The sequence below is a fragment of the Clostridium sp. LS3 genome (genome assembly GCF_055330225.1).
Genome location: NZ_CM143921.1, coordinates 3,220,141 through 3,241,434, shown reverse-complemented (window position 1 = coordinate 3,241,434; position 21,294 = coordinate 3,220,141). Strand labels below are relative to the sequence as shown.

Annotated in this window: 20 protein-coding genes and 1 other annotated feature; of the genes, 17 read left to right on the top strand and 3 right to left on the bottom strand. The window is 25.7% G+C overall.

What is annotated here, in order from left to right; genetic code table 11:
- Positions 1–89 precede the first annotated feature (89 nt).
- The 5 genes from pdxR to ACZJV1_RS15245 all read left to right on the top strand — a co-directional run bounded on the left by pdxR (position 90) and on the right by ACZJV1_RS15245 (position 5,597).
- Positions 90–1,484, top strand: coding sequence for a MocR-like pyridoxine biosynthesis transcription factor PdxR (gene pdxR, locus ACZJV1_RS15265; RefSeq protein ID WP_463650688.1), 1,395 nt, complete (start codon positions 90–92; stop codon positions 1,482–1,484).
- A 77-nt stretch (positions 1,485–1,561) separates the two neighbouring features.
- Positions 1,562–2,746, top strand: a complete 1,185-nt coding sequence (locus ACZJV1_RS15260) for a pentapeptide repeat-containing protein (RefSeq protein WP_460286751.1) — start codon at positions 1,562–1,564, stop codon at positions 2,744–2,746.
- 266 nt (positions 2,747–3,012) lie between these two features.
- Positions 3,013–3,507 (top strand): DUF2975 domain-containing protein, encoded by a 495-nt coding sequence (locus ACZJV1_RS15255; RefSeq protein WP_463650687.1) that lies wholly within the window; start codon positions 3,013–3,015, stop codon positions 3,505–3,507.
- 14 nt (positions 3,508–3,521) lie between these two features.
- On the top strand, positions 3,522–3,728 hold the full coding sequence (locus tag ACZJV1_RS15250) for a helix-turn-helix domain-containing protein (RefSeq protein WP_411170722.1): 207 nt from the start codon (positions 3,522–3,524) through the stop codon (positions 3,726–3,728).
- A 15-nt stretch (positions 3,729–3,743) separates the two neighbouring features.
- Positions 3,744–5,597 carry a DUF4153 domain-containing protein gene (locus tag ACZJV1_RS15245; RefSeq protein ID WP_463650686.1) on the top strand — a complete coding sequence of 618 codons (1,854 nt, stop codon included), beginning with the start codon at positions 3,744–3,746 and terminating at the stop codon, positions 5,595–5,597.
- Between the two features lie 83 nt (positions 5,598–5,680).
- On the opposite strand, the gene ACZJV1_RS15240 is transcribed toward ACZJV1_RS15245, so the two are convergent.
- On the bottom strand, positions 5,681–6,841 hold the full coding sequence (locus ACZJV1_RS15240; protein ID WP_463650685.1) for a glycoside hydrolase family 3 protein: 1,161 nt from the start codon (positions 6,839–6,841) through the stop codon (positions 5,681–5,683).
- A 230-nt stretch (positions 6,842–7,071) separates the two neighbouring features.
- Between ACZJV1_RS15240 and ACZJV1_RS15235 the strand changes: the two genes are divergently transcribed.
- The 7 genes from ACZJV1_RS15235 (at position 7,072) to ACZJV1_RS15205 (ending at position 14,188) form a co-directional block, all read left to right on the top strand.
- Positions 7,072–7,752 (top strand): hypothetical protein, encoded by a 681-nt coding sequence (locus tag ACZJV1_RS15235; RefSeq protein WP_463650684.1) that lies wholly within the window; start codon positions 7,072–7,074, stop codon positions 7,750–7,752.
- A 59-nt stretch (positions 7,753–7,811) separates the two neighbouring features.
- Positions 7,812–8,038 (top strand) — a binding site (T-box leader).
- A 61-nt stretch (positions 8,039–8,099) separates the two neighbouring features.
- Positions 8,100–9,761, top strand: a complete 1,662-nt coding sequence (gene gltX / locus ACZJV1_RS15230) for a glutamate--tRNA ligase (protein ID WP_463650683.1) — start codon at positions 8,100–8,102, stop codon at positions 9,759–9,761.
- A gap of 379 nt (positions 9,762–10,140) precedes the next feature.
- Positions 10,141–10,323 carry a MarR family transcriptional regulator gene (locus tag ACZJV1_RS15225; RefSeq protein ID WP_460286757.1) on the top strand — a complete coding sequence of 61 codons (183 nt, stop codon included), beginning with the start codon at positions 10,141–10,143 and terminating at the stop codon, positions 10,321–10,323.
- 227 nt (positions 10,324–10,550) lie between these two features.
- A complete protein-coding gene (gene rsgA / locus ACZJV1_RS15220; protein ID WP_463650682.1) occupies positions 10,551–11,585 on the top strand; it encodes a ribosome small subunit-dependent GTPase A in 1,035 nt (344 codons plus the stop codon).
- A gap of 1 nt (position 11,586) precedes the next feature.
- Positions 11,587–12,039, top strand: coding sequence for a GNAT family N-acetyltransferase (locus ACZJV1_RS15215; protein WP_463650681.1), 453 nt, complete (start codon positions 11,587–11,589; stop codon positions 12,037–12,039).
- Between the two features lie 144 nt (positions 12,040–12,183).
- Positions 12,184–12,756 carry a sigma-70 family RNA polymerase sigma factor gene (locus ACZJV1_RS15210; protein WP_463650680.1) on the top strand — a complete coding sequence of 191 codons (573 nt, stop codon included), beginning with the start codon at positions 12,184–12,186 and terminating at the stop codon, positions 12,754–12,756.
- Positions 12,749–14,188 (top strand): DUF4179 domain-containing protein, encoded by a 1,440-nt coding sequence (locus ACZJV1_RS15205; RefSeq protein WP_463650679.1) that lies wholly within the window; start codon positions 12,749–12,751, stop codon positions 14,186–14,188. Before ACZJV1_RS15210 ends, ACZJV1_RS15205 begins: the two co-directional genes overlap by 8 nt.
- 117 nt (positions 14,189–14,305) lie before the next feature.
- Here the strand turns inward: ACZJV1_RS15205 and ACZJV1_RS15200 are convergent, their stop codons facing one another.
- Positions 14,306–14,908, bottom strand: a complete 603-nt coding sequence (locus tag ACZJV1_RS15200) for a DUF445 domain-containing protein (protein WP_463650678.1) — start codon at positions 14,906–14,908, stop codon at positions 14,306–14,308.
- A 261-nt stretch (positions 14,909–15,169) separates the two neighbouring features.
- The gene (locus ACZJV1_RS15195) at positions 15,170–16,828 is read right to left on the bottom strand and encodes a glutamine--tRNA ligase/YqeY domain fusion protein (RefSeq protein ID WP_411168718.1); all 1,659 of its coding nucleotides are present in this window, start codon (positions 16,826–16,828) and stop codon (positions 15,170–15,172) included.
- A gap of 350 nt (positions 16,829–17,178) precedes the next feature.
- Between ACZJV1_RS15195 and ACZJV1_RS15190 the strand changes: the two genes are divergently transcribed.
- From ACZJV1_RS15190 to ACZJV1_RS15170, 5 genes are all read left to right on the top strand, one after another.
- On the top strand, positions 17,179–18,072 hold the full coding sequence (locus ACZJV1_RS15190) for a lysostaphin resistance A-like protein (RefSeq protein WP_463650677.1): 894 nt from the start codon (positions 17,179–17,181) through the stop codon (positions 18,070–18,072).
- Positions 18,073–18,217: 145 nt separating this feature from the next.
- The gene (locus ACZJV1_RS15185; protein ID WP_463650676.1) at positions 18,218–18,976 is read left to right on the top strand and encodes a DeoR/GlpR family DNA-binding transcription regulator; all 759 of its coding nucleotides are present in this window, start codon (positions 18,218–18,220) and stop codon (positions 18,974–18,976) included.
- 25 nt (positions 18,977–19,001) lie between these two features.
- Positions 19,002–19,787: an HAD family hydrolase gene (locus ACZJV1_RS15180; RefSeq protein WP_463650675.1), complete on the top strand. Its 786-nt coding sequence runs from the start codon at positions 19,002–19,004 to the stop codon at positions 19,785–19,787.
- 18 nt (positions 19,788–19,805) lie between these two features.
- Positions 19,806–20,489, top strand: coding sequence for a pseudouridine synthase (locus ACZJV1_RS15175; protein WP_463650674.1), 684 nt, complete (start codon positions 19,806–19,808; stop codon positions 20,487–20,489).
- A gap of 196 nt (positions 20,490–20,685) precedes the next feature.
- A complete protein-coding gene (locus ACZJV1_RS15170; RefSeq protein ID WP_411168713.1) occupies positions 20,686–21,174 on the top strand; it encodes a hypothetical protein in 489 nt (162 codons plus the stop codon).
- Positions 21,175–21,294 lie beyond the last annotated feature (120 nt).

Below are 21,294 nucleotides of genomic sequence, written 5' to 3'. Positions count from 1 at the left end.
GCAATACTGTTGATATTATTATATCACAGACTGATTCTTTGGTAAGTATCAGTTTTTGTATAATTAATAGTATCAGATGGAGAATGAAAATGGATATTTTAACTATAGCTTTAGATAACAATAATAGTGTTCCTTTATATATACAATTATATAATTTTATAAAAAACGAAATACAAAATGGGAATATAGAATCTAAAAGTAAGCTACCTTCAAAAAGAAAGTTATCTAAGCATTTAGAAATTAGTCAAAATACAATAGAATCAGCCTATGAGCAGCTTATTGCAGAAGGGTATATCATATCTATTCCAAAGAAGGGTTATTATGTATCAGAATTGCAAGGAGTTATTAATATAAATAATAATATTAAAAGAAAAGATAACAAAAGTACATTTAGAAAAAAATATAAGTATGAATTTTTTTCAAGTAGAGTAGATTTAGAAAGCTTTCCTTATACGATATGGAGAAAAATAAATAAGGATATTATTAATGAAGAAAACAGAAATTTATTACAAATAGGTCATTCTCAAGGAGATAGAAACTTACGAGAAGTTATTTCTAATTATTTGAGATTTTCTAGAGGAGTTAATTCAACTGCAGATAATATAGTTATTGGGGCTGGAACTGAATATTTAGTACAACTTTTAATAAATATTTTAGGAAATAGCAAAATATATGGAATGGAAGAACCAGGATATTATAAAATAAGAAAAATATTAAATAGTCATAATATAGATGCTAAAGCTATAAAAATAGATAATCAAGGAATTAATGTAGAAGAACTATGTAATAGTAAAGCTGATATAGTTCATATAACGCCTTCTCATCAGTTTCCAACAGGGGTTATTATGCCTATAAGTAGAAGGATGCAAGTATTAGCTTGGGCTAAAGGAAAAGAAAATAGATATATTATAGAAGATGATTATGATAGTGAGTTTAGGTTTGAAGGAAAACCAATTCCTGCACTTCAAAGTTTAGATACAGACGGAAAAGTTATATATTTAGGTACTTTTTCAAAATCCTTTGCTCCTTCTATTAGAATAGGGTATATGGTATTGCCAGATGAGTTAATAAAAATATATAGAGAAAATTTTAGTTTTTATGCTTGCACAGTTTCTAGAATAAATCAACAAGCATTATATAGGTTTATAGAAGAAGGGCATTTTGAAAGACATTTAAATAAAATGAGAAATATATATAAGAAAAAAAGAGAGTTTTTAGTAGCATCAATAAAAAGATATTTATTAGGAACAGAAATAATAGGAACAAACTCTGGGCTACATTTACTATTAAGAGTTAATAATGGTATGAATGAAGAAGAATTAATAAAAAGAGCAGAAGAAAAGGGAATTAATATTTTAGGTTTATCAAGGTCGTATTTTAATGTTAAAGTTGATACGGCTACAGTTTTTTTAGGATACGCAAGTTTAACTTGTGAGGAAATAAAAGAAGCTATAATCCAATTAAAAGAAGCATGGAATTTATAATATATATATATGTTTAATTAAAATATAATTAGGAATAATAATATAAGTAATAATAGCAACTAGAAGGAGTTTATATTATGTCTTATATTAACTTTAAAGAAGAAGTAAATGTTTCAAATATACAACTAGAAAAAAGAATTAAAAATAATGAAAAATTGTTTAATGAAATTAGATTAAACAAAAACTTACCAAAAGAATATGTTCCAAATGAAAAGTACAGTTATAAGGATTTTAATGAATCAGTTTTTGGTGGTGGACATCCAAAATCGGAAGATGAATTTGAAGAAATAAGTAATACTGATATAGTGTGTTCTAAATTTATTAATTGTAGATTTTCTAATATAAAATTTAAATCCTGTAGATTTATTGGATGTCAATTTATTAATTGTGATTTTATTGGTGGAGGGGCAGTTTTTGAAGAATGTATTTTTATCAAAGAGGAAAGTGATGTAATACCAAATCTTAATAAAGAAGATAATTTTTCATGTGAGTTTAATCAATGTAAAATATATGCAAAATTCTTAAGTTGCAACTTAAGCCATTTAGTGTTTAACAAATGTGATTTAAATGATACTAATTTTGAATTAAGTGATATGACAGGTGTTATGATTTTCTATTCAGATTTAAAAATGATAATAATTATAGATGTCGATCTATCAGGAGCCAAAATAGTAGATTCATATATAGAGGATTTAGAGTTTAGAGATAAATATAAAAGTAAATTAGATGAAAAATCTTTTATAGACAAGATACGACCAAAAAAGAAAACAAGAGATGAATATGAAGGAATTTATACTGTATATGAAACTATAGCAAATAAATTTAAAGAAAATACTTTAAATAATAACTTTGGTGAGTATTATTATCTATGTAAAAAAACACAGATGAAGACTTTAAAGCCATTACCTAAAATAGGTTCATTTATTAGCTTAGTATCATGTGGATATGGTGAAAGACCTTCATATGCTGCATATTTTTCGTTATTTATAATATTTGTATTTTCAATTTTATACTTAATATTTGGAATTAAAGTAGATGAAGAAATAATAAGATATAGCTTAGGAAATAAACCTACATTAACAGAGTTTTTAAAAGACTATAACGAATCCTTAAATTTAAGTACTGGAATGTTTGCAGGAGTAGGACTTAACGAAGCACAGCCAGCTCCTATGTCCTATATGCTTAGCAATATAGAAATGTTATTGGGCGTACTTATGATGGGAATTGGAATAGGGGCATTAGTTAAAAAATTAGTAAGATAAAAGTTAAAATATAAAAAGGGGTGTATCAAGCACCTCTTTTTATATTCTAACTTTTATTCAATCTAGCTCCCCATTAATTAAATTTTTCTTATATACATAATTAATAATAATTCTTCGAAATTTTTATGTAAAATAATTGAATAAAAGTATTATAATGAAATGTTTCATTAATAAAGAATAAAAAAATATTGTTTTTCAATAAGAAACTCTTGATAAATAAATTTTGAAATGATAATATATATTTAATTGAGGAAGGAGAGATTAAAGTGGAATTAAAAGAAGAGAAATTTTTATCTAAGATATTATCAATAGTTCTTAATATTAGTATTTTATTTGGAATAATCCTTACAATTATTTTGTTTTATACAATTTTTTATAAAGGAGGAATACAAGATTCTATTATAAATAAGGGATTAATAATAGCACTATTAGTGATAGGAATAAGTAGTTTATTTTATATAGTCTTTCAACTTAGAGGTATAATAAAAACTTTAATAAAAGGAGATCCATTTGTTAGATCAAATGCAGCAGCTTTCAAAAGAATTTCATTAGCATCATTAATTATATCATTATGTTATTTTTTAAATTTATTTATAAATTCTAAACTTAAAGAATTTAAGTTTATATATGTTGATAATATGGGGATTCATACAGATATGGAAGTTTTCATATTCTTATTTGCATCAGCATTTATATTTATATTAGCAAAGGTTTTTGATAAAGCAGTTACTTTTAAAGAAGAAAATGATTTAACAATATGATGAAGGAGAAGAGTATGGCTATAATTGTGAACTTAGATGTTATGATGGCAAAGAGAAAAATATCCTTAAATGAATTAGCTGAAAAGGTTGGAATAACAAATGCAAATCTTTCTATATTAAAAAACAATAAAGCTAAAGCAATTAGGTTTTCAACTTTAGAAGCTATTTGCAAGGAACTTAATTGTCAGCCAGGAGATATCTTAGAATATATAGATGAATAAAAAGGAGGAGCATAGATGGTCAATGCTGTTTGTTTAGTTTTAATGAAGGATGAAAAGATTCTTTTATTAAAAAGGTCAAAAAATAGATTACCAGTTATAATAATGAAAGGAGAAGAAACTCCAGAAGAGTGCGTAAATAGGTGGAAAAAAGGAACTATTGAAGTAGAAGATGCACAAATTATTAATTATAACAAAAAAATTAATGTAGATGAGTATAATATTAGTTTAATATTTATGGATGCTACTAATTTAGATGTGAATTTAGTAGATGAAAATTTAACTTTTGAAGAATGTAGATGGGCAAATAATATCAACAAAATTGAAAATGAATTTTTAAAATATATAGTATTACAGTGTAATCTAAATAATTATACTTCTATTGCAGTAGAAGCATTAAAAGATTCTATTAACATGAAAAAAAATTACAAGATAAAAAATTCCATACTAAATATTGAAAAAGAGAATATGGATACAAAAAAGGCATTAATGCTTATAGCACTTTCTTTATTGTTTGGAATATTATTTTCTAAATTTATTTTTGGATATTTAGGTATTTCTTTAGTAATTTTAAATATTTTGATGATAGCAATTTTCTTTGTTACAGTTGGAGCAAAAAATAGAAATTTATTAGGATATTTTTTCATATTATCAAGCTTTCTTCTGTCTTGTAGTTACGCAATTTTTACAAATGATTTATTTAGAACATTAAATTTATTTGTAGTTCCAATATCATTATTTTCAGGATTTCTATTATTAAGTTATAACAATATTCCCTTTAAGCTATTAAGTTTTGGAACTGTTTTTCTTGAAATAATAGTAGGGCAATCTGTAGAGAATTCATTTAAACTTCCTAAAGTGGTTAAAGCTTCCTTGAAGAAAGATACTTCGAAAAAAGAAAATAATAATATTAAATCAATATTAACAGGTATATTAATATCAGTACCTTTAATTATAGTATTGGGAAGCTTACTAGCTGGAGCAGATGAAATTTTTAATTATTATTTAAAAAATATATGGACATATATAAATATACAGAATTTTTATGAATTAATATATAAAATTATCGTAGCACTAATAGTAATGTTTTTAATCTTTGGTTTATATTATAGTTTAAATTCTACTAAAATAAAGGAAATAGATAACAATACTACAAATAAGCCTTTTAATTCAGTTACTGTAATAACAGTCTTGATATGCATAATTGCTTTATATTTAATATTTACTAAAATACAAATTTCTTATTTATATTTAAATAAGGAGTTGCCAAATGGATTTGACTTTGCAAATTATGCAAGAAAAGGTTTCTTTCAATTAGGTACTTTAGTAATAATAAATTTAGCTATAATAACATTAATGATTTTTAAAACATCTACTAACAGTAGTATTATGAAAAAATCTTTAAATTCTTTATATAGCATAATAACATTGTTAACTATAAACATGGGAGCTTCAGCTATATACAAAATGAATTTATATATAGAAGCATTTGGTTACACTAGATTAAGAATTTTAGTGCAAGTTTTTACAGTGTTTTTATGTCTAGTGTTAATAATATTAATGATATTTATATGGAGCAAAAAAAGTTTGTTTAAACCAATATCTATTGTTGGGTTATCTATGTATTTATGTTTAAATTATTTTAATATAGATAATTATATAGCAAAAAAGAATATGGAAATTATGAATTCAAATAATGAAATAGACGTATGGTATCTTATTACATTATCACAAGATGCATATGATTCTATAACAGAAGGATATAAGCAAGGAACGATAGAAGATAAAGATTATAAATATTGGAAGAATAGAAGGATTGATAAAAAATTAAAGTGGTATGAATACAACTATTTTAACAGTAAAGGAAAATAAAGAAGAATAAAATAAGTAAATTATAAAAAGGAGTTCTATAAAAATAATCTTTCTATTATTTTTATAGAACTCCTTTATTTTGTTTAAAGTATTCCTAAATCAAATTTCCAATTAAGAATTCTTAATACAGATTCATTTATACGATCTTCTGTAATTACTCCATTTTTTAAAGCTTCTAATACAGAGGGAATTTGAATATGAAAATCTGATGCAATTATTAAATCATTGCCAGCAGTTATTGCAAGTACTGCCGAAGTAGAATCTCCTATATACTCCTTTATAGCATCCATTTGTAAATCATCAGTCATAATAATTCCATCATAATTCAATTCATTTCTAATAATTTTATGAACATTAGGTGAAAGAGATGCTGGAAGATTTTCATCCATAGATTTTACTATATTATGAGAAACTAATATACTTTCAGATCCTGCTTCTATGCCTGCTTCAAATGGTAGAAAATCAGAATTTTTGAATGTATCATAGCTTCTTTCGTCAATAGATATACCTGTATGAGTATCTATATTATTACCGTAACCAGGAAAATGCTTTAAAGTAGAACCTATTTTATTTTCTTTCATAGTACTAACTACTGTTTTTGTATATTGAGATGTTTCTAATGCATTTTTACCAAAGGTTCTTGGATAAATATAATCATCTGGATTTATAGATACATCACAAACAGGAGCTAGATTAACGTTGATTCCTAAACTTTTTAGTAAAGTGGCTTTTTCTTTTGTGTCACTAATTATTAAAGGGTATCCTCCTTCATTATATAAATCCTGAGGAGAATAGAAGGGAATAGCTCTAAACTCAGAGTATCTGCTTAATCTATTAACTATTCCACCTTCCTCGTCTATTCCAATAAGTAGCTTTATTTTAGATGAATTTTGATATTCTTTTATAGTATTAGTTAAAGATTCTTTTGTTTCGTTATTTATGTTAGCATCAAATAAAATATATCCACCAATATAATATTTTTTTAAATCTTCTAATGCACTATCTTTTCTACATCTAACGAAAAACATTTGTCCAACTTTCTCTTCTAAGGACATTGTTTTAAGTAAATTAGAAGCTTTTTCTCTATTTGATAATGGATTTTTTTCAGGTATAGAATAAGGATTTGACTCATTGTTAGAATCTTCATTTATTATATTATAATTATTATTTAAGAATTTATTTATTAAAAATCCTGATAAAATTGATAAGATTATAAACATTAGAACTAATAAAAATTTTTTCATAATTAAATTCTCCAAGTGTTATTTTAATATATTATAAATAAGAATTTTATTAATATATTTCTCTGTATACTATGATTATAACCCAAATTAATTGCTTTATATTCAATGTAGTAAGCTTTAAATCTGAATATGAGTCTTAGAAAGTTATTTATAAGATTATTAACTATATGAAATGGTAAAGAACTTCCAAATTGAAACGATAGTATAATTAAAGCTAAGGGGGAGATTTTATGCAAATTCAAAGACTAAATAATTGGAACAATCCAATATATAATAAGCTTAAAGAAGCTTCAGAAAATCAAAAGAAAGAAAAATTAGAGGATGGAAAAAGTATCACTATAGAAAAATCCTCAAATCAAATAATAAAAAACTTACAGAGACTAAAAGAAGATTTTAAAGAACAAAAAAGAGAGCTTCAAGAAACTGAAATGGACCCTAAAGAAAAAAGAATGAAGCTTGAAGAACTAAATAAAAAAATTGCTGAAATAGAAGCAGAAATACAACAAATGAGATTAATAGAAAAAGAAAAAGAGGCCTTAGAGAAACAACATAAGCTAGAAGAAAAAAGTAAAAAGGATGAAATTATTAATTCTAAAAACAAAATGAACTTTAATGAAAATATTGATGGAATAATAATTGAAGACAGCCTAAAGAAGTTAATAGCAGCTAAACATAAATTAAGAAATGCAAATGATTTTGGTAAAACTAAAGCAGCACTAGAAGTAGAAAGAGGGTACTTAAAGCTTACAGGAGATGAAAATTCTTTTGTTGATAAGCAATATGGTAAATTAACTAAAGGAATAAGAGGTATAGAAAATAGGATTTTAAATGAAGTAGGAAAAGTTAATAAAGAGGTTAGTGAGATAAACAAAGATAAAAAGGATAAGAAAGAAGAAAATAGCAAAGAATAAAGTATAAAATATTTACAAAGGGGAAATGTAAAGTTATAATGTTACTGGTAACAAATTAATAAATGGCATTGAAAGAGAAGAGTATATAGAAATTTAATTTAAAGAGATCTAGGGATGGTGTAATCCTAGAAGTTAAATCTATAGAAAGAAGCTCTTGAGCTATAAACTGAAAAAGCATATATTTGCAAGTAGGTTTATGGGATTCTCCCCTTACAGAGAATGAGTGGATTAATTTTTAATTAATCAATTTAGGTGGTAACGCGGAATTTTGTCTTTCGTCCTAAGGTTTTTAGGATGGAAGACTTTTTTATTTATATAAAATTTTAAACTACGGAAGGAAGATAAATATGAGTTTTGAAAAATTAGCAGAATTAATATTTCCAAATGTTGATAAGACAATAGAAGATTATACTTCACAATATCCAAAAAGAAATTTAAAAGAAGGTGCTGTTGTTTCAAGATATGCACCATCACCAACAGGTTTCCAACATATTGGAGGAGTTTTCGCAGCATTAATTAATGAAAGATTAGCAAGTCAAACAGAAGGTGTTTTTTATTTAAGAATAGAAGATACTGATCAAAAAAGAGAAGTAGAAGGTGCAATATTAGATACAATTCAAACAATGCATAACTTTGGAATGGATTTTAATGAAGGAATGACTGGAGATAATACATCTAAAGGAGAATATGGTCCATATAGACAAAGTGAAAGAGCTGAAATCTATAAAGCTTTTGCAAAAGATTTAATTAAAAAAGGTTTAGCATATCCTTCTTTCGATGCACCAGAAGAATTAGCAGAACTTAGAGAAAAACAAATTGCAGCTAAAATAACTCCAGGATACTATGGAGAATTTGCTAAAGATAGAAACTTAAGTCCAGAAGAATATATAGAAAAAATTAAAAATGGTGAAAGTTATATAATTAGATTTAAGTCACCTGGAAATATCGAAAACAGAGTAGAGTTCCATGACTTGATAAAGGGAGATATAAGCTTCCCAGAAAATAATCAAGATATAGTTATAATAAAGGGAGATGGACTTCCTACATATCATTTTGCACATGCTGTAGATGATGCTTTAATGAGAACTACTCATGTTATTAGAGGAGAAGAATGGCTATCATCTTTACCTATACATGTTCAATTATTTGATGTATTAGGATTAGATAGACCTAATTATGCACATATACCAACAATAATGAAAAATGATAATGGATCAAAGAGAAAATTATCAAAGAGAAAAGATGCGGAAGCAGCAGTTTCATATTACAAAGAAGTTGGATATCCAATGGTATCAGTAATTGAATATTTATTAAACATAATAAATTCGACATTTGAAGATTGGAGAGCTGAAAATCCAAGCTTAGATTATCATGAATTCCAAGTTGCTTTAGATAAGATGAGTAAATCAGGAGCTTTATTTGATATAGTTAAATTAAATGATGTAAGCAAAGAAGTTATCTGTAAAATGAAAGCTGATGTAGTTTACGATTATTATACAGCTTGGGCTAAAGAGTACGATAAAGAAATGTATGATTTAGTAACATCAAATGAAAAGATGTCAAAAGAAATCTTCAATATAGATAAAGAAGGTCCAAAGCCAAGAAAAGACTTTGCAAAGTGGGATGAAGTAAGAGGGAAGGTTGATTATTTCTTTGATGAATTATTTAATAAAGAAACATCAGAAAATGTTGAACTTCCAAAGACTTTAAGCTTAGAAAATGCAAAAGAAGTAATAAAAGTATATAAAGATAAATTTAACTTTAATGCAGGAAGTCAAGAAAATTGGTTTGAAGATTTAAAGGTTATTGGAGCAGAGCTTGGATATTGTGCTAATAGAAAAGAATATAAAGCAAATCCAGATGCCTTTAAGGGAATGATTTCTGATGTGGCTGGAGCTGTAAGAGCTGCTCTATCTCATAGAAGTAATACTCCTGATCTTTATACTATTATGCAAATATTAGGTGAAGACAAAGTAAGAGCTAGATTTGAAGCATTTATAAATCTATAATACAAAAACTAGGGCAGTGTATTAAAATAAATTTTGATACCTACAATGAGAAAAGGAGAATTCTTAATGAATTCTCCTTTTTGCATATTATTGAGATGTAATTTATTTATTATATTTATATCAATTAGAATATGAATTGATGCTGCAGAAATCTATTTAATAAGCAATTCAAAAGTGATATAACCTATAGGTGTAATATTAAGTAGCAATACCATGAAACTATATAAGCAATTATTAAAATCAAGGAATTAACTAGTTTGCTTTAAGTAATATAAGAAGGAATATTACTTAATAATATAGAAAAATTAAAAATAATTATTGAAATTGATATATATTATTATGTAAAATTATAGTAACAAAATTAAAAGGAGATGAACTTATGGATAATTATAATGTAGTACTTGAATGTTTTGAAAAAAATGATGAAGCAATGAATGCGACTGCAGTTGCAGAGAAAACAGGAATAGACAAAAAAGAAGTTTCAAAAGTTATGGATAAACTTAAAAAGGAAGAAAAAATTTATTCTCCAAAAAGATGTTACTGGCAAATAAAGAGAGACTAATAAAAAGCTGAGGAAACTCAGCTTTTTTGTATACAACAATCTATTTTTGTAATACTATAATTATAGTGGTTTAACAAAATTAACCATTAATTATCTGAAAGGATGTGATGTTTTATGATGAGTTTAGTAAGAAGTAATAAAAATTATATTGTTGTTAATGGGAAGGTGACTACAGTATAGCAATAAATTAAATATCCTTCCCAATAAGTTATATTTCGGGAGGAAAAATGAATAATAAAAACTTACTAGAATTAGGATTAAATGAAGGATACATTAAGGAAGCAAGTATTTATAATGAAAACTTGTATATAGGAAGAATTTCAGTACAATACAAAGATATTTATAAAGTCTTTACAGAAGAAGGAGAAGTATTTGCAAGGGTATCTGGTAAATTATCATATTCTTCAAATAGTATCTTAGATTATCCTGTAGTAGGAGATTGGGTATTATTAGATAGATCAGATAATAAAAATGGAGATGCTATAATTCATAAAGCTTTATCTAGAAAAAGTTATTTTTCAAGAAAGATTGCTGGAAGTAGGTTTGATACTCAAGTTGTTGCAGCAAATATTGATTATATATTTATTTGCATGGCCTTAAATAATGATTTTAATATCAACAGGCTTGAAAGATATATAGCTGTAGCATGGGATAGTATGGCAATACCAGTTATAATATTGACTAAGTCAGATTTATGCGAAGATATAGATGAAAGACTTAGAGAAGTTGAGGAAGTCGCTGTAGGTATAGAAATATTAGTAACTTCAAGTTTAAATGGAAATGGATATGAAAAAGTTAAAGAATATATTAAAAAAGGAATAACAATAGCTTTTATAGGTTCATCAGGAGTAGGAAAATCTACTTTAATTAATAATCTTCTAGAGAAAGATTTATTAAAAACTAATTCAGTAGATGAAAATGATAAAGGAAGACATACAACTACTCATAGAGAATTATTTTTATTAAAGGATGGAGGAGTAATAATAGATACTCCTGGAATGAGAGAGCTTGGATTAATGTCTGCCGACGTAGATAAATCCTTTAGTAACATTGAAGAGCTAGAAAGGCAATGCAAATTCTCAGATTGCACTCATAGAAATGAACCTAAGTGTGCAGTAAGAGAAGCAATTGCAAATGGAGCTCTAGATCCAGATAGATTAGAGCGATATAGAAAGCTTAAAAGAGAAGAAGAATACAATTTATCAAAGTCTAAGCAACAAGAGAAGCAAAGAATAAAAAATATGATGAAGGGTAAGAGATAAAATGAGTATATATTTAAAAGATATTGATGAAGATAATTTATTACAATGCACACTCTTAACCACTAATAAAGATGGGAAAAATTATGTTTTTGAAGAATTTGTTGCTTCCAATGCTTTTTCTATTGCACAGTCTAAAATACAAAAAGGTTGGACTGTAAAAGCAATATATAATGAAGATTTAATGATTGGGTTCACCATGTATGGATATTGTTATGAGTATGATTTTTATGAAATATGCAGGTTTATGATAGATCATAAATATCAGGGCAAGGGATATGGAAAAATTTCATTAGGTAAAATAATTGATGAAATGAAGAAGCTTAAGGATTGCAAAGATATATATATTTCCTTTGATTCAAAGAATAATATTGCTCAAAATCTTTATGAAAGTCTTGGGTTTAAAGACACAGGAAGAATTATAGAAGATGAATTATTATTTAAATTAACAATATAAGAAAATAAATAAAAAGAGTTGCGTAAGCAACTCTTTTTTACAATAATTATTATAAAATTTAATTGAACCTTTAAAGTGACATATACGTCTAATTAAGTGAAGGGAAATTAACATAGCTATGTAAGATGGGGAAGGAGAAATGGAATGGGGATATCTAATATCATTCCTATAGGAGTATTTAATAAATTTAAAGATGAAAAGCTTAAGAAAAATAATGTTAGATTGGCTATAGAGGGAGAGAAAGAGGCGTTTAATAGTCTAATTAAAGAAAACTTAAACTCTTTATATATTGTAGCTAGAGGGATTTTAAATAGTGAATATGATATAGAAGATGCTATTCAAAGCACTATATTAAAAGCTTATGAGAAAATTTTATATTTAAAAAATGAAGAATTTTTTAAAACGTGGATAACAAGAATTTTAATAAATGAATGTAACAACATAATAAGAAAAAATAAAAAGATTACTTATATTGAAGATTCACAAATCAATAATGAAATTTATGAGGATAAATATAAAAATTTAGATTTAATTAAAGCAATAAATTCATTAAATTCTGATTTAAAGATAACTATGTGGCTATTTTATTTCAATGATATGTCCATAGAGGAAATAAGTAATACTTTAAAAATACCTAAGGGAACTGTAAAGTCGAGATTAAATAGAGGGAGAGAAAAGATTTATAATATTATGAGTGAGGGTGATAATCATGAATAAGTATGATAAAGATAAATTTAATAAAGATAAATTTAATAAAGTTATTAAAGATAAAATAAGGGGCATTAAAATAGATATGCCAGATACACTTAAAAGTAATATATTAAAAACTTTAGAAAATTTACCAGATAGAAAAGCAAAAAGAAAAAGTAAATTTAGAAAAGTATCTGGATTAGTATCTGGAGTTATAATTTGTATGTTAGCCTTTAATGTATTTATGCCTGCATATGCAGAAAGTTTACCACTTATAGGACCAACTTTTAAAAGTATAAATGATGCTATAGGTGTCGGTGATAAATATGTAAAAGGATCTAAGGATATAAATATAACAAAAAAGTACGAAGATACTACAATGACGATTAAGAATATTTACTATGATGGAGTTGAACTTGCCATAGCATATGAGCTAAAGTCAGAAAAGGGATTTGATGATAAACCTATAATATTCCCTATTATGAAAAGTGGATTTAAAGATATAAATTATAAAAATGAAGAAAATGACGGTGAGTTCATAGATGAAAATACTTATGTTGGACTAGCATCTTATGCACTTACAGAAAATGAATTATCAGATAAGGCAAAAATAGAATTTATAGTTAATGATTTATATGGAAATTGGGCTGGATATTATCCTGAAAAGTTCAAATTTAAGTTTTCTATAGATTCTAGGGATATGGGAAAAGAAACATATGAAGTAAATAAAGAAATAAAACATGATGATAGTATATTTAAGATTAAGGAGCTAATTACATCAAAACTAAATACTATTATTTATTTAGATACAGATATACAGCTTGTAAAAGATGATGAAAATAATTCGAAGAATTTTTGGGAAAAGTATACATTGAAGTTCTTGATACAGGATAATAAGGGATTTCCTTTAGGCATGATAGGGGGATCAGGTAGTGGAAGAAATGTAAATGATGAAAGAGTTAAAGGAAATTATTATTGGAGGTATGAAGGTATTCCAGAAGAAACAAAATCAATAACTATTATACCTGTTATAAATGAAAGTAATTATAATAGAGAATTAATGGTAGAGAAAATTAATAAAAATAATGAAACACTAATAAAATTAGAAACAGGGGAAGAATATATTATAAAAAATATTGATTTCAAAGATGATAAAACTGTATTAGATGTAAAAGTTAAAAAATATCTATACAGATTAGATAATATAGAGATTTCAATTTGGGATGAAGACAAAGTAGAAAAATATAAAAACTCTAATAATGGTCAAGAAGAAAATTGGTATAAGGATACAAGAGATATAGAAATTCTAGAAACTAAATTTAATGGGATAGATGATGGTTACAACTTCACCCTAACATTGCCAGCATTGGATAAGAATAAAGAGTATTTTATCACTAAGATGAGGAGTGGAGATAAAATATTAGAAAATGAAAAAATAACTATTAATTTAGATGAATAATTTCTAATAATATATAAATATCATTAAGCTAGAAATACTGTATTACTATAACTTTGTAATACAGTATTTTTATTAAATTTTTTAGTAAGACTATGTAAAGTTATATATTTCGAAATTTTAAAGGAAAATAACTAAAAAGCCTTGAAGTAAACCAATAGCAGCACCTAATACTAGTCCTAAAATTTCAATATGTTTCAATTCCTTTTTTGCAACTTTAATTATTATATCTTCAAGTTGCACTAAATCTAATTCATTAATCTTTTCTTCAACAATTTTTTGAATATCTACCTTTTCTTTTGCATTTAATAATAAGTCATCACTAATTTCATTAATTGCAATTGGAACTTCCTTATTTAAAATTTCATCAATATAAGGAGAAGCCATCATTCTAAAAGGCATAGGAATAATATTTAATTTCTCGTTTATTATATTTTTTATTTTATCTGTTATGTAGGAATTAAAATCTTCCCCATCAGAACTTTTAAGAGCTTGGTTTAATATATCATCCATTGAGAGCAATTCATTAGAAATTATTTCGCCTATATTAGCAGCAATTTCATTTTTTCTTTTAGGAATTAGTCCTAAGATTTCAATATTTAAAATTGGAATTTTAACTGGGGTAATAGGTCTAAATAAAAGCTTAATAGCCAAAATGTTAGTTATCCAACCAATTAATCCCCCAACTATAGTTAACATCGAAATAGTAAATAAAGTATTCATTTAAGTAAGCCTCCTAATTATGTAAAACTTATAATCAATAATGCTAAATTATATATAAATAACTTAGCATTAAATAAAATAATAAAACCTATAGATAATTTTATAGGCAATATATAAATTTTTCAAGGAAAATTTGACTGATTAGTATAAAAAATTGAGATTTAAATTATAAATTAAAAAAGGTTGCTTTTGAGCAACCTTTTTACAAAAATATATTAATTTAGTTTCAATTAAGTATCATCTTATTTTAAAATTCATTAATTATAGTTTAAATGAGCTTTTTAATGATACGATTCTATTGAATACTAATTTATCATCAGTAGTGTACTTAGGGTCTACATTAAAGAAACCATTTCTTACTAATTGGAATTTATCTTGTGCTTTAGCTATTGTAGCAGTAGTAGCTTCTATGAAGCCTTCTAATACTTCTAATGAATTAGGATTTATTTGTTCTAAGAAGTGCTTACCCTCATTTTCAGGAGCATCATCTAGTATTAATGGCTCATAAAGTCTAAATTCAGCAGGCTTAGCACTGTTAGCGTCTACCCAATGAATAGTTCCTTTAACCTTTCTACCAGTAAATCCTGAACCACTCTTAGTTTCTGGATCATAAGTACAATGTAATTCTATAACATTGCCATTTTCATCTTTTATAACATCATTACATTTTATAAAGTAAGCACCGATTAATCTAACTTCATTACCAGGGAATAATCTAAAATATTTTTTTACAGGTACTTCCATAAAATCATCTTGCTCTATATATATTTCTCTTGAGAATGGAACTTCCCTAGTACCAGCTTCTTCATTTTTAGCGTTGTTTGGAATTGGTAACATTTCTGTTTGACCTTCTTGGTAGTTTGTTATAACAACCTTTAAAGGTCTCATAATAGCCATAGCAGCATTAGCTTTTAGTTGAAGATCTTCTCTTATGAAGTATTCAAGCATTTGTGAATCTACAACTGAGTTTGCTTTTGAAACACCAATAGCGCTACAGAAGTTTTTTATAGCTTCAGGAGTATATCCTTTTCTTCTTAATCCTGATACTGTAGGCATTCTTGGGTCATCCCAACCATCAACAATCTTTTCATCTACTAATTGCTTAAGTTTTCTTTTACTCATAACAGTATTAGTAATGTTAAGTCTTGCAAATTCTATTTGTCTTGGGGTGCTTTCCATTTCACATTCTCTTACGAACCAATCATAAAGTGGTCTATGATCTTCAAATTCTAATGTACAAATAGAATGAGTTATTCCTTCAATTGCATCTTCAAGTGGATGAGCGAAATCATACATAGGATATATACACCATTCATCACCAGTATTGTGATGAGTAGCATGTGCTATTCTATATATAATAGGATCTCTCATATTTATATTAGGAGAAGCCATATCTATTTTAGCTCTTAATACCTTTTCTCCATCTTTAAATTCACCTTTTTTCATTCTTTCTAATAAATCAAGGCTTTCTTCAGTAGTTCTGTTTCTATAAGGGCTTGCTTTACCTGGCTGAGTTAATGTACCTCTGTGTTCTCTTATTTCTTCAGGTGTTAAATCACATACATAAGCTAATCCTTTTTTTATTAAAAGTTTTGCTTTATCGTACATAATATCAAAGTAGTTAGAAGCAAAGTAAATATTATCCCAGTTTCCACCAAGCCATTTAACATCCTCTTTAATTGAATCTACATACTCAGTATCTTCCTTAGTTGGATTAGTGTCATCAAATCTTAAGTTAAACTTTCCATTAAATTCTTTTGCAAGACCTGAGTTTAAAACTATTGATTTAGCATGACCTATATGTAAATAGCCATTTGGTTCAGGTGGAAAACGAGTGATAATCTCATCATGTTTCTTGCTTTCTAAATCTTCAATTATTATGTTTCTTATAAAATTAGATGAATTAATTTCATTTGACATATGCATACCTCTCCTGTACAAATTTATCTTTTTATTAGGTTTATATAATTAGTTATATACTATTTTTTACTTTTAAATCAGTTATTATATTTATTAGTGATTATTAATAAAATTATGTATATATCTATATAATAACACTTTAGTTTTACTTTTAATTTTAAACCAAGGAAGAAAAAAAATAAAGATATAAGTATGGTAAAATAAAGTTTTTTATGAGTATTTAACCAAAGGTTATGATATTTTTAGTTTATTTTCCTTATATTGTAATAAAAGTAAATATAGTGAAAGTGTTAATTTTAGTATATAATTATATTTATAAGAAATAAAGCTATTATTTAAGGGGGAAAAGAATGAAGGGAAAATTTAAAAGCTTTTTTGCTGCCGTAGGATATTTACTTTTGGCTTTTGTTATTCAGATAGCTGTTTTTGTAATTGGGGGAATAGTCATAGGAATATATTATGTTGTAAAAAGTCTGACACAAGATGGAGCAGAATTAGTAAGTAATTTAGATAATATGGATGTGATGATTAATCAAATAATAGGATTAACAAGTACCATGCTATTAATTTCTTCTATAGTAACTGTATTAGTATTTATGCTAATTTATAAAATAAGAAAGAAAAAGTTAAAAGAAGAAATTCTTTTAAGAAAAACAAATAGCACAAATATAATTATTGCAGCTGGATTAGGACTATCTGTATGGCTTTTTAATTCAGGAGTATTAACTTTAATTCAAAATAATGGACTTTTACCATCATATTTTGCAAAGATGGAGGAAATGCTTTCACCTTTAAGTGATGGAAGTGTATTTATAGCAATATTAACTGTAGGAATAGTTGCTCCATTTGCTGAAGAATTTTTATTTAGGGGAGTAGTATATAAAACATTAAGTAAAAATATATCTTTAAAATGGACAATAGTAATACAAGGAATATTATTTGGAATTTATCATGGAAATCTTATTCAAGGTATTTATGCAGCGTTTTTAGGTATTATATTTGGATTTGTGACCTATAAAACTAAATCATTGATACCAGCTATAATAATGCATATGGTAAATAATACAATTGCAGTAATATTGCCAGCATTTATATCTGAGTATCTTATGTCAACTGGTACTAATATAGGTTTTATTGTAGTTGGAAGTATAGGTATGATAATATCACTTTTCTTTATTACAAAGAAAAATATTATTAATGATAATAAAATAGAAAGCTTTGATAACTACGGTAATTTAAGTTAATTTTTGAAAGCTAGTATGAATTTGAGAAAATTTATACTAGCTTTTTAACTTGAAAAAAAGCAGTCAATGATATAAAATGATACTAAACAATAATAAATGATAACATATAGTTATTTGAAATTATGAGAGGGTGAGCGATTTGTTTATGGAAGAAAGACTAGAGGATATATTAGAATTGTTAAAGAAAGATGGAAAAGTTAAAGTTAAGGATTTAAGCGAAAAGTTTAATGTATCAGAAGGAATGATTCGTAAAGATTTATGTAAATTAGAGAGGTATGGTAATATTAAAAGAACATATGGTGGAGCGATTTTAGAAAGAAGAATAATTCATAATGACAATACAACTTCAAGAATTATAAGTAATATTAAAGAAAAAGAAAAAATTGCAAAGCTGGTTATAGATGAGATAGAGGAAAATGATGTAGTATTTATGGATATTTCTAGTACAAATTATACTGTTGCAACTATGATGTATTCATTTAAAAAGAATATAACATTAATAACAAATATGAATAGAATTGCTATGGCTTTTGATTCAATACCAAATGTAGAAGTGATACAATTAGGTGGTATTTATAATAAGAAAACAGGGGGAACTATAGGAACTTTTACTGTAGATGAGATCAAAAAATTTAAAATAGATAAAGCATTTATTGGAGTTGGAGGAATCAATATAGATGATAATTTTGTAAGTAACTTTAATTTAGTTGAAGTAAGTACAAAAGAAGCACTTATAAAAGCAAGTAAAAATAGATATTTAGTTACAATAAATGAGAAGTTTTATAATGATGGATCATATAAATTTTCTACACTAGATGAAATTGATTATATAATTACAGATAAGAAACCAGATGATAATATAATAGAAAGTTTAGATAAGTATAATGTAAAAATAATATTTTAAATAATAATTGGGAGTGATAAAGCATATGATAAAATTTATAGCATCAGATATGGATGGAACATTATTAAATGAAAAAAACGAAATAAACAAAGAATTTTTTGATATTTTTAATAAGCTTATTGAAAAAGATATAATATTTGCAGCCGCAAGTGGAAGACAATATTATAATTTACTAAAAAGATTTGAAAATATAAAAGATAAAATGATGTTTATAGCTGAAAATGGAACCTTTGTTGTATATAAAGGGGAAGAAATATTAGTTAATTCACTAGAGAAGAAAGTTGCAATCGATCTTATAGAAATAGGTAGAAAGATAAAAAATTCATATGTTATAGTTTGTGGTAAAAAGTCAGCTTATATAGAAAATGCTGATGAAAGGTTTGTAAAGGAAACAAAAAAATATTATGAAAGATATGAAATAGTTGATGATTTAACTAAGGTAGAGGATGATATACTTAAAGTAACTATATGTGATTTTTCAGGCTCTGAATTCAATAGTAATAATTACTATAATGAATATAGAGACAAGCTACAAGTTACAGTATCAGGTGAAATTTGGCTTGATATAACTGCTAAAGGTGTTAATAAAGGTGTAGCTATAAATAAAATACAAGATATGTTAGGGATAAGTCATAAAGAAACTATGGTATTTGGTGACTACCTAAATGATTTAGAAATGATGGGAAGTGCTTATTATAGTTATGCTATGGAAAATGCACATGATGATTTGAAAAAAGTGTCTAGATTTATTGCAAAAAGCAATAATGATAATGGAGTAGTAGAAGCTATTAAAGAAGTTGTTGGAATATAAGGGAAGGATATTTACACTGTGAGAATAAATAAATTACTTAGTAATTATGGTTATTGTTCTAGAAAAGAAGTAAATAGATTAATTGAAGATAATAGAATAAAAGTGAATGGAAATATATGCGAAAAAGGTCAATGGGTTGAAGAAAGTGATGATATATTTTTAGATGATAATAAAGTAAAGCCTAAGGAGAAGATATATATAGTTTTAAATAAGCCACCAGGAATAATATGTACAGCATCAAAGGAAATAGATAATAATATAATAAGTTATTTAAATTATAGCGAGTATGTATTCCCAGTTGGTAGGCTAGATAAGGATTCACAAGGATTAATTTTAATGACAAATGATGGTGAAACGGCAAATAAAATATTATCTTCAGATAGCTATCACGAAAAGGAATATGTTGTAACCTTAGATAAAGATTTTGATGATAATTTTATTGAAAAGATGTCATTAGGGGTAGAAATATTAGGTGGAGTGACAAGACCTTGTAAAGTAAAAAGAATAGATGGTAATGTATTTAGGATAATTTTAACTCAGGGATTAAATAGACAAATTCGAAGAATGAGTAAAGCTTTAGGATATAATGTTATTAAATTAGAAAGAATAAGAATTATTAATATAGGAATACAAGGTCTAGCGTTAGGAGAATGGAGAATTATAAATAAGGAGGAAATTAACGAATTAATTGAGCAAATTTAATTAAATGTATAATTAATTTACATAAAATAAAAAAATATTTCCGAAATAGGACTTTAGTCCTATTTTTTTATGACTATTTTTGAAGAATATAGGACTTTAAAATTGTAGAAAAAAGTATGAAAATATAAGTATAGGGTATTTTGTTATAATTTAGGTAAATTTAGGGGCTTTTAATTTAGATTAAAGGAGGCTTAGTATGAGTTGTATTGAAATAGATGAAGTTCTATCAACTACAGTGTTGTATGAAGGTTTTTTTAATTATAATGAATTCTTTAAAATTTCCAAGGAAAAAATACATAAGCTTTTATCTATAGCTAGTAAGTATAATGAAGATTATTGCAGTGATTCGGACTTAGAGAAGAATGAAGTATATTTAAAAAATGTAAAAAATTGCTTTTCCAGAGAGTTTAGATATAAATTCAATGACTATATTTCAATTAATAAAATTAAATACTCATCATTTAATAGAGAAGTTAGTTATTATGAAATTTATGAAATAGTAGATGAAGAAAATGATATTGATAAATTAATATTATTTGGGTCATATACAGGGAATAATAAAAATTTTATTGAAATATTTTTAAATGGGGCTCTAGTAAAGAACATAAAAATAAAGCTTGTAAGCAAAAAGAATATTTGGCCTAATTCTTCAGAAATAATATTTGAGAAAATAAGTAACAATTGAATTGCAAAGATATTAATGGTAAATCCGTAGATCAGTATGCTTAATCTATGGATTTTTTGCATGTATAAAAATAAGCTTTATTGACTTTTAGATAAAAATTAATATATTATAACAAAAAGA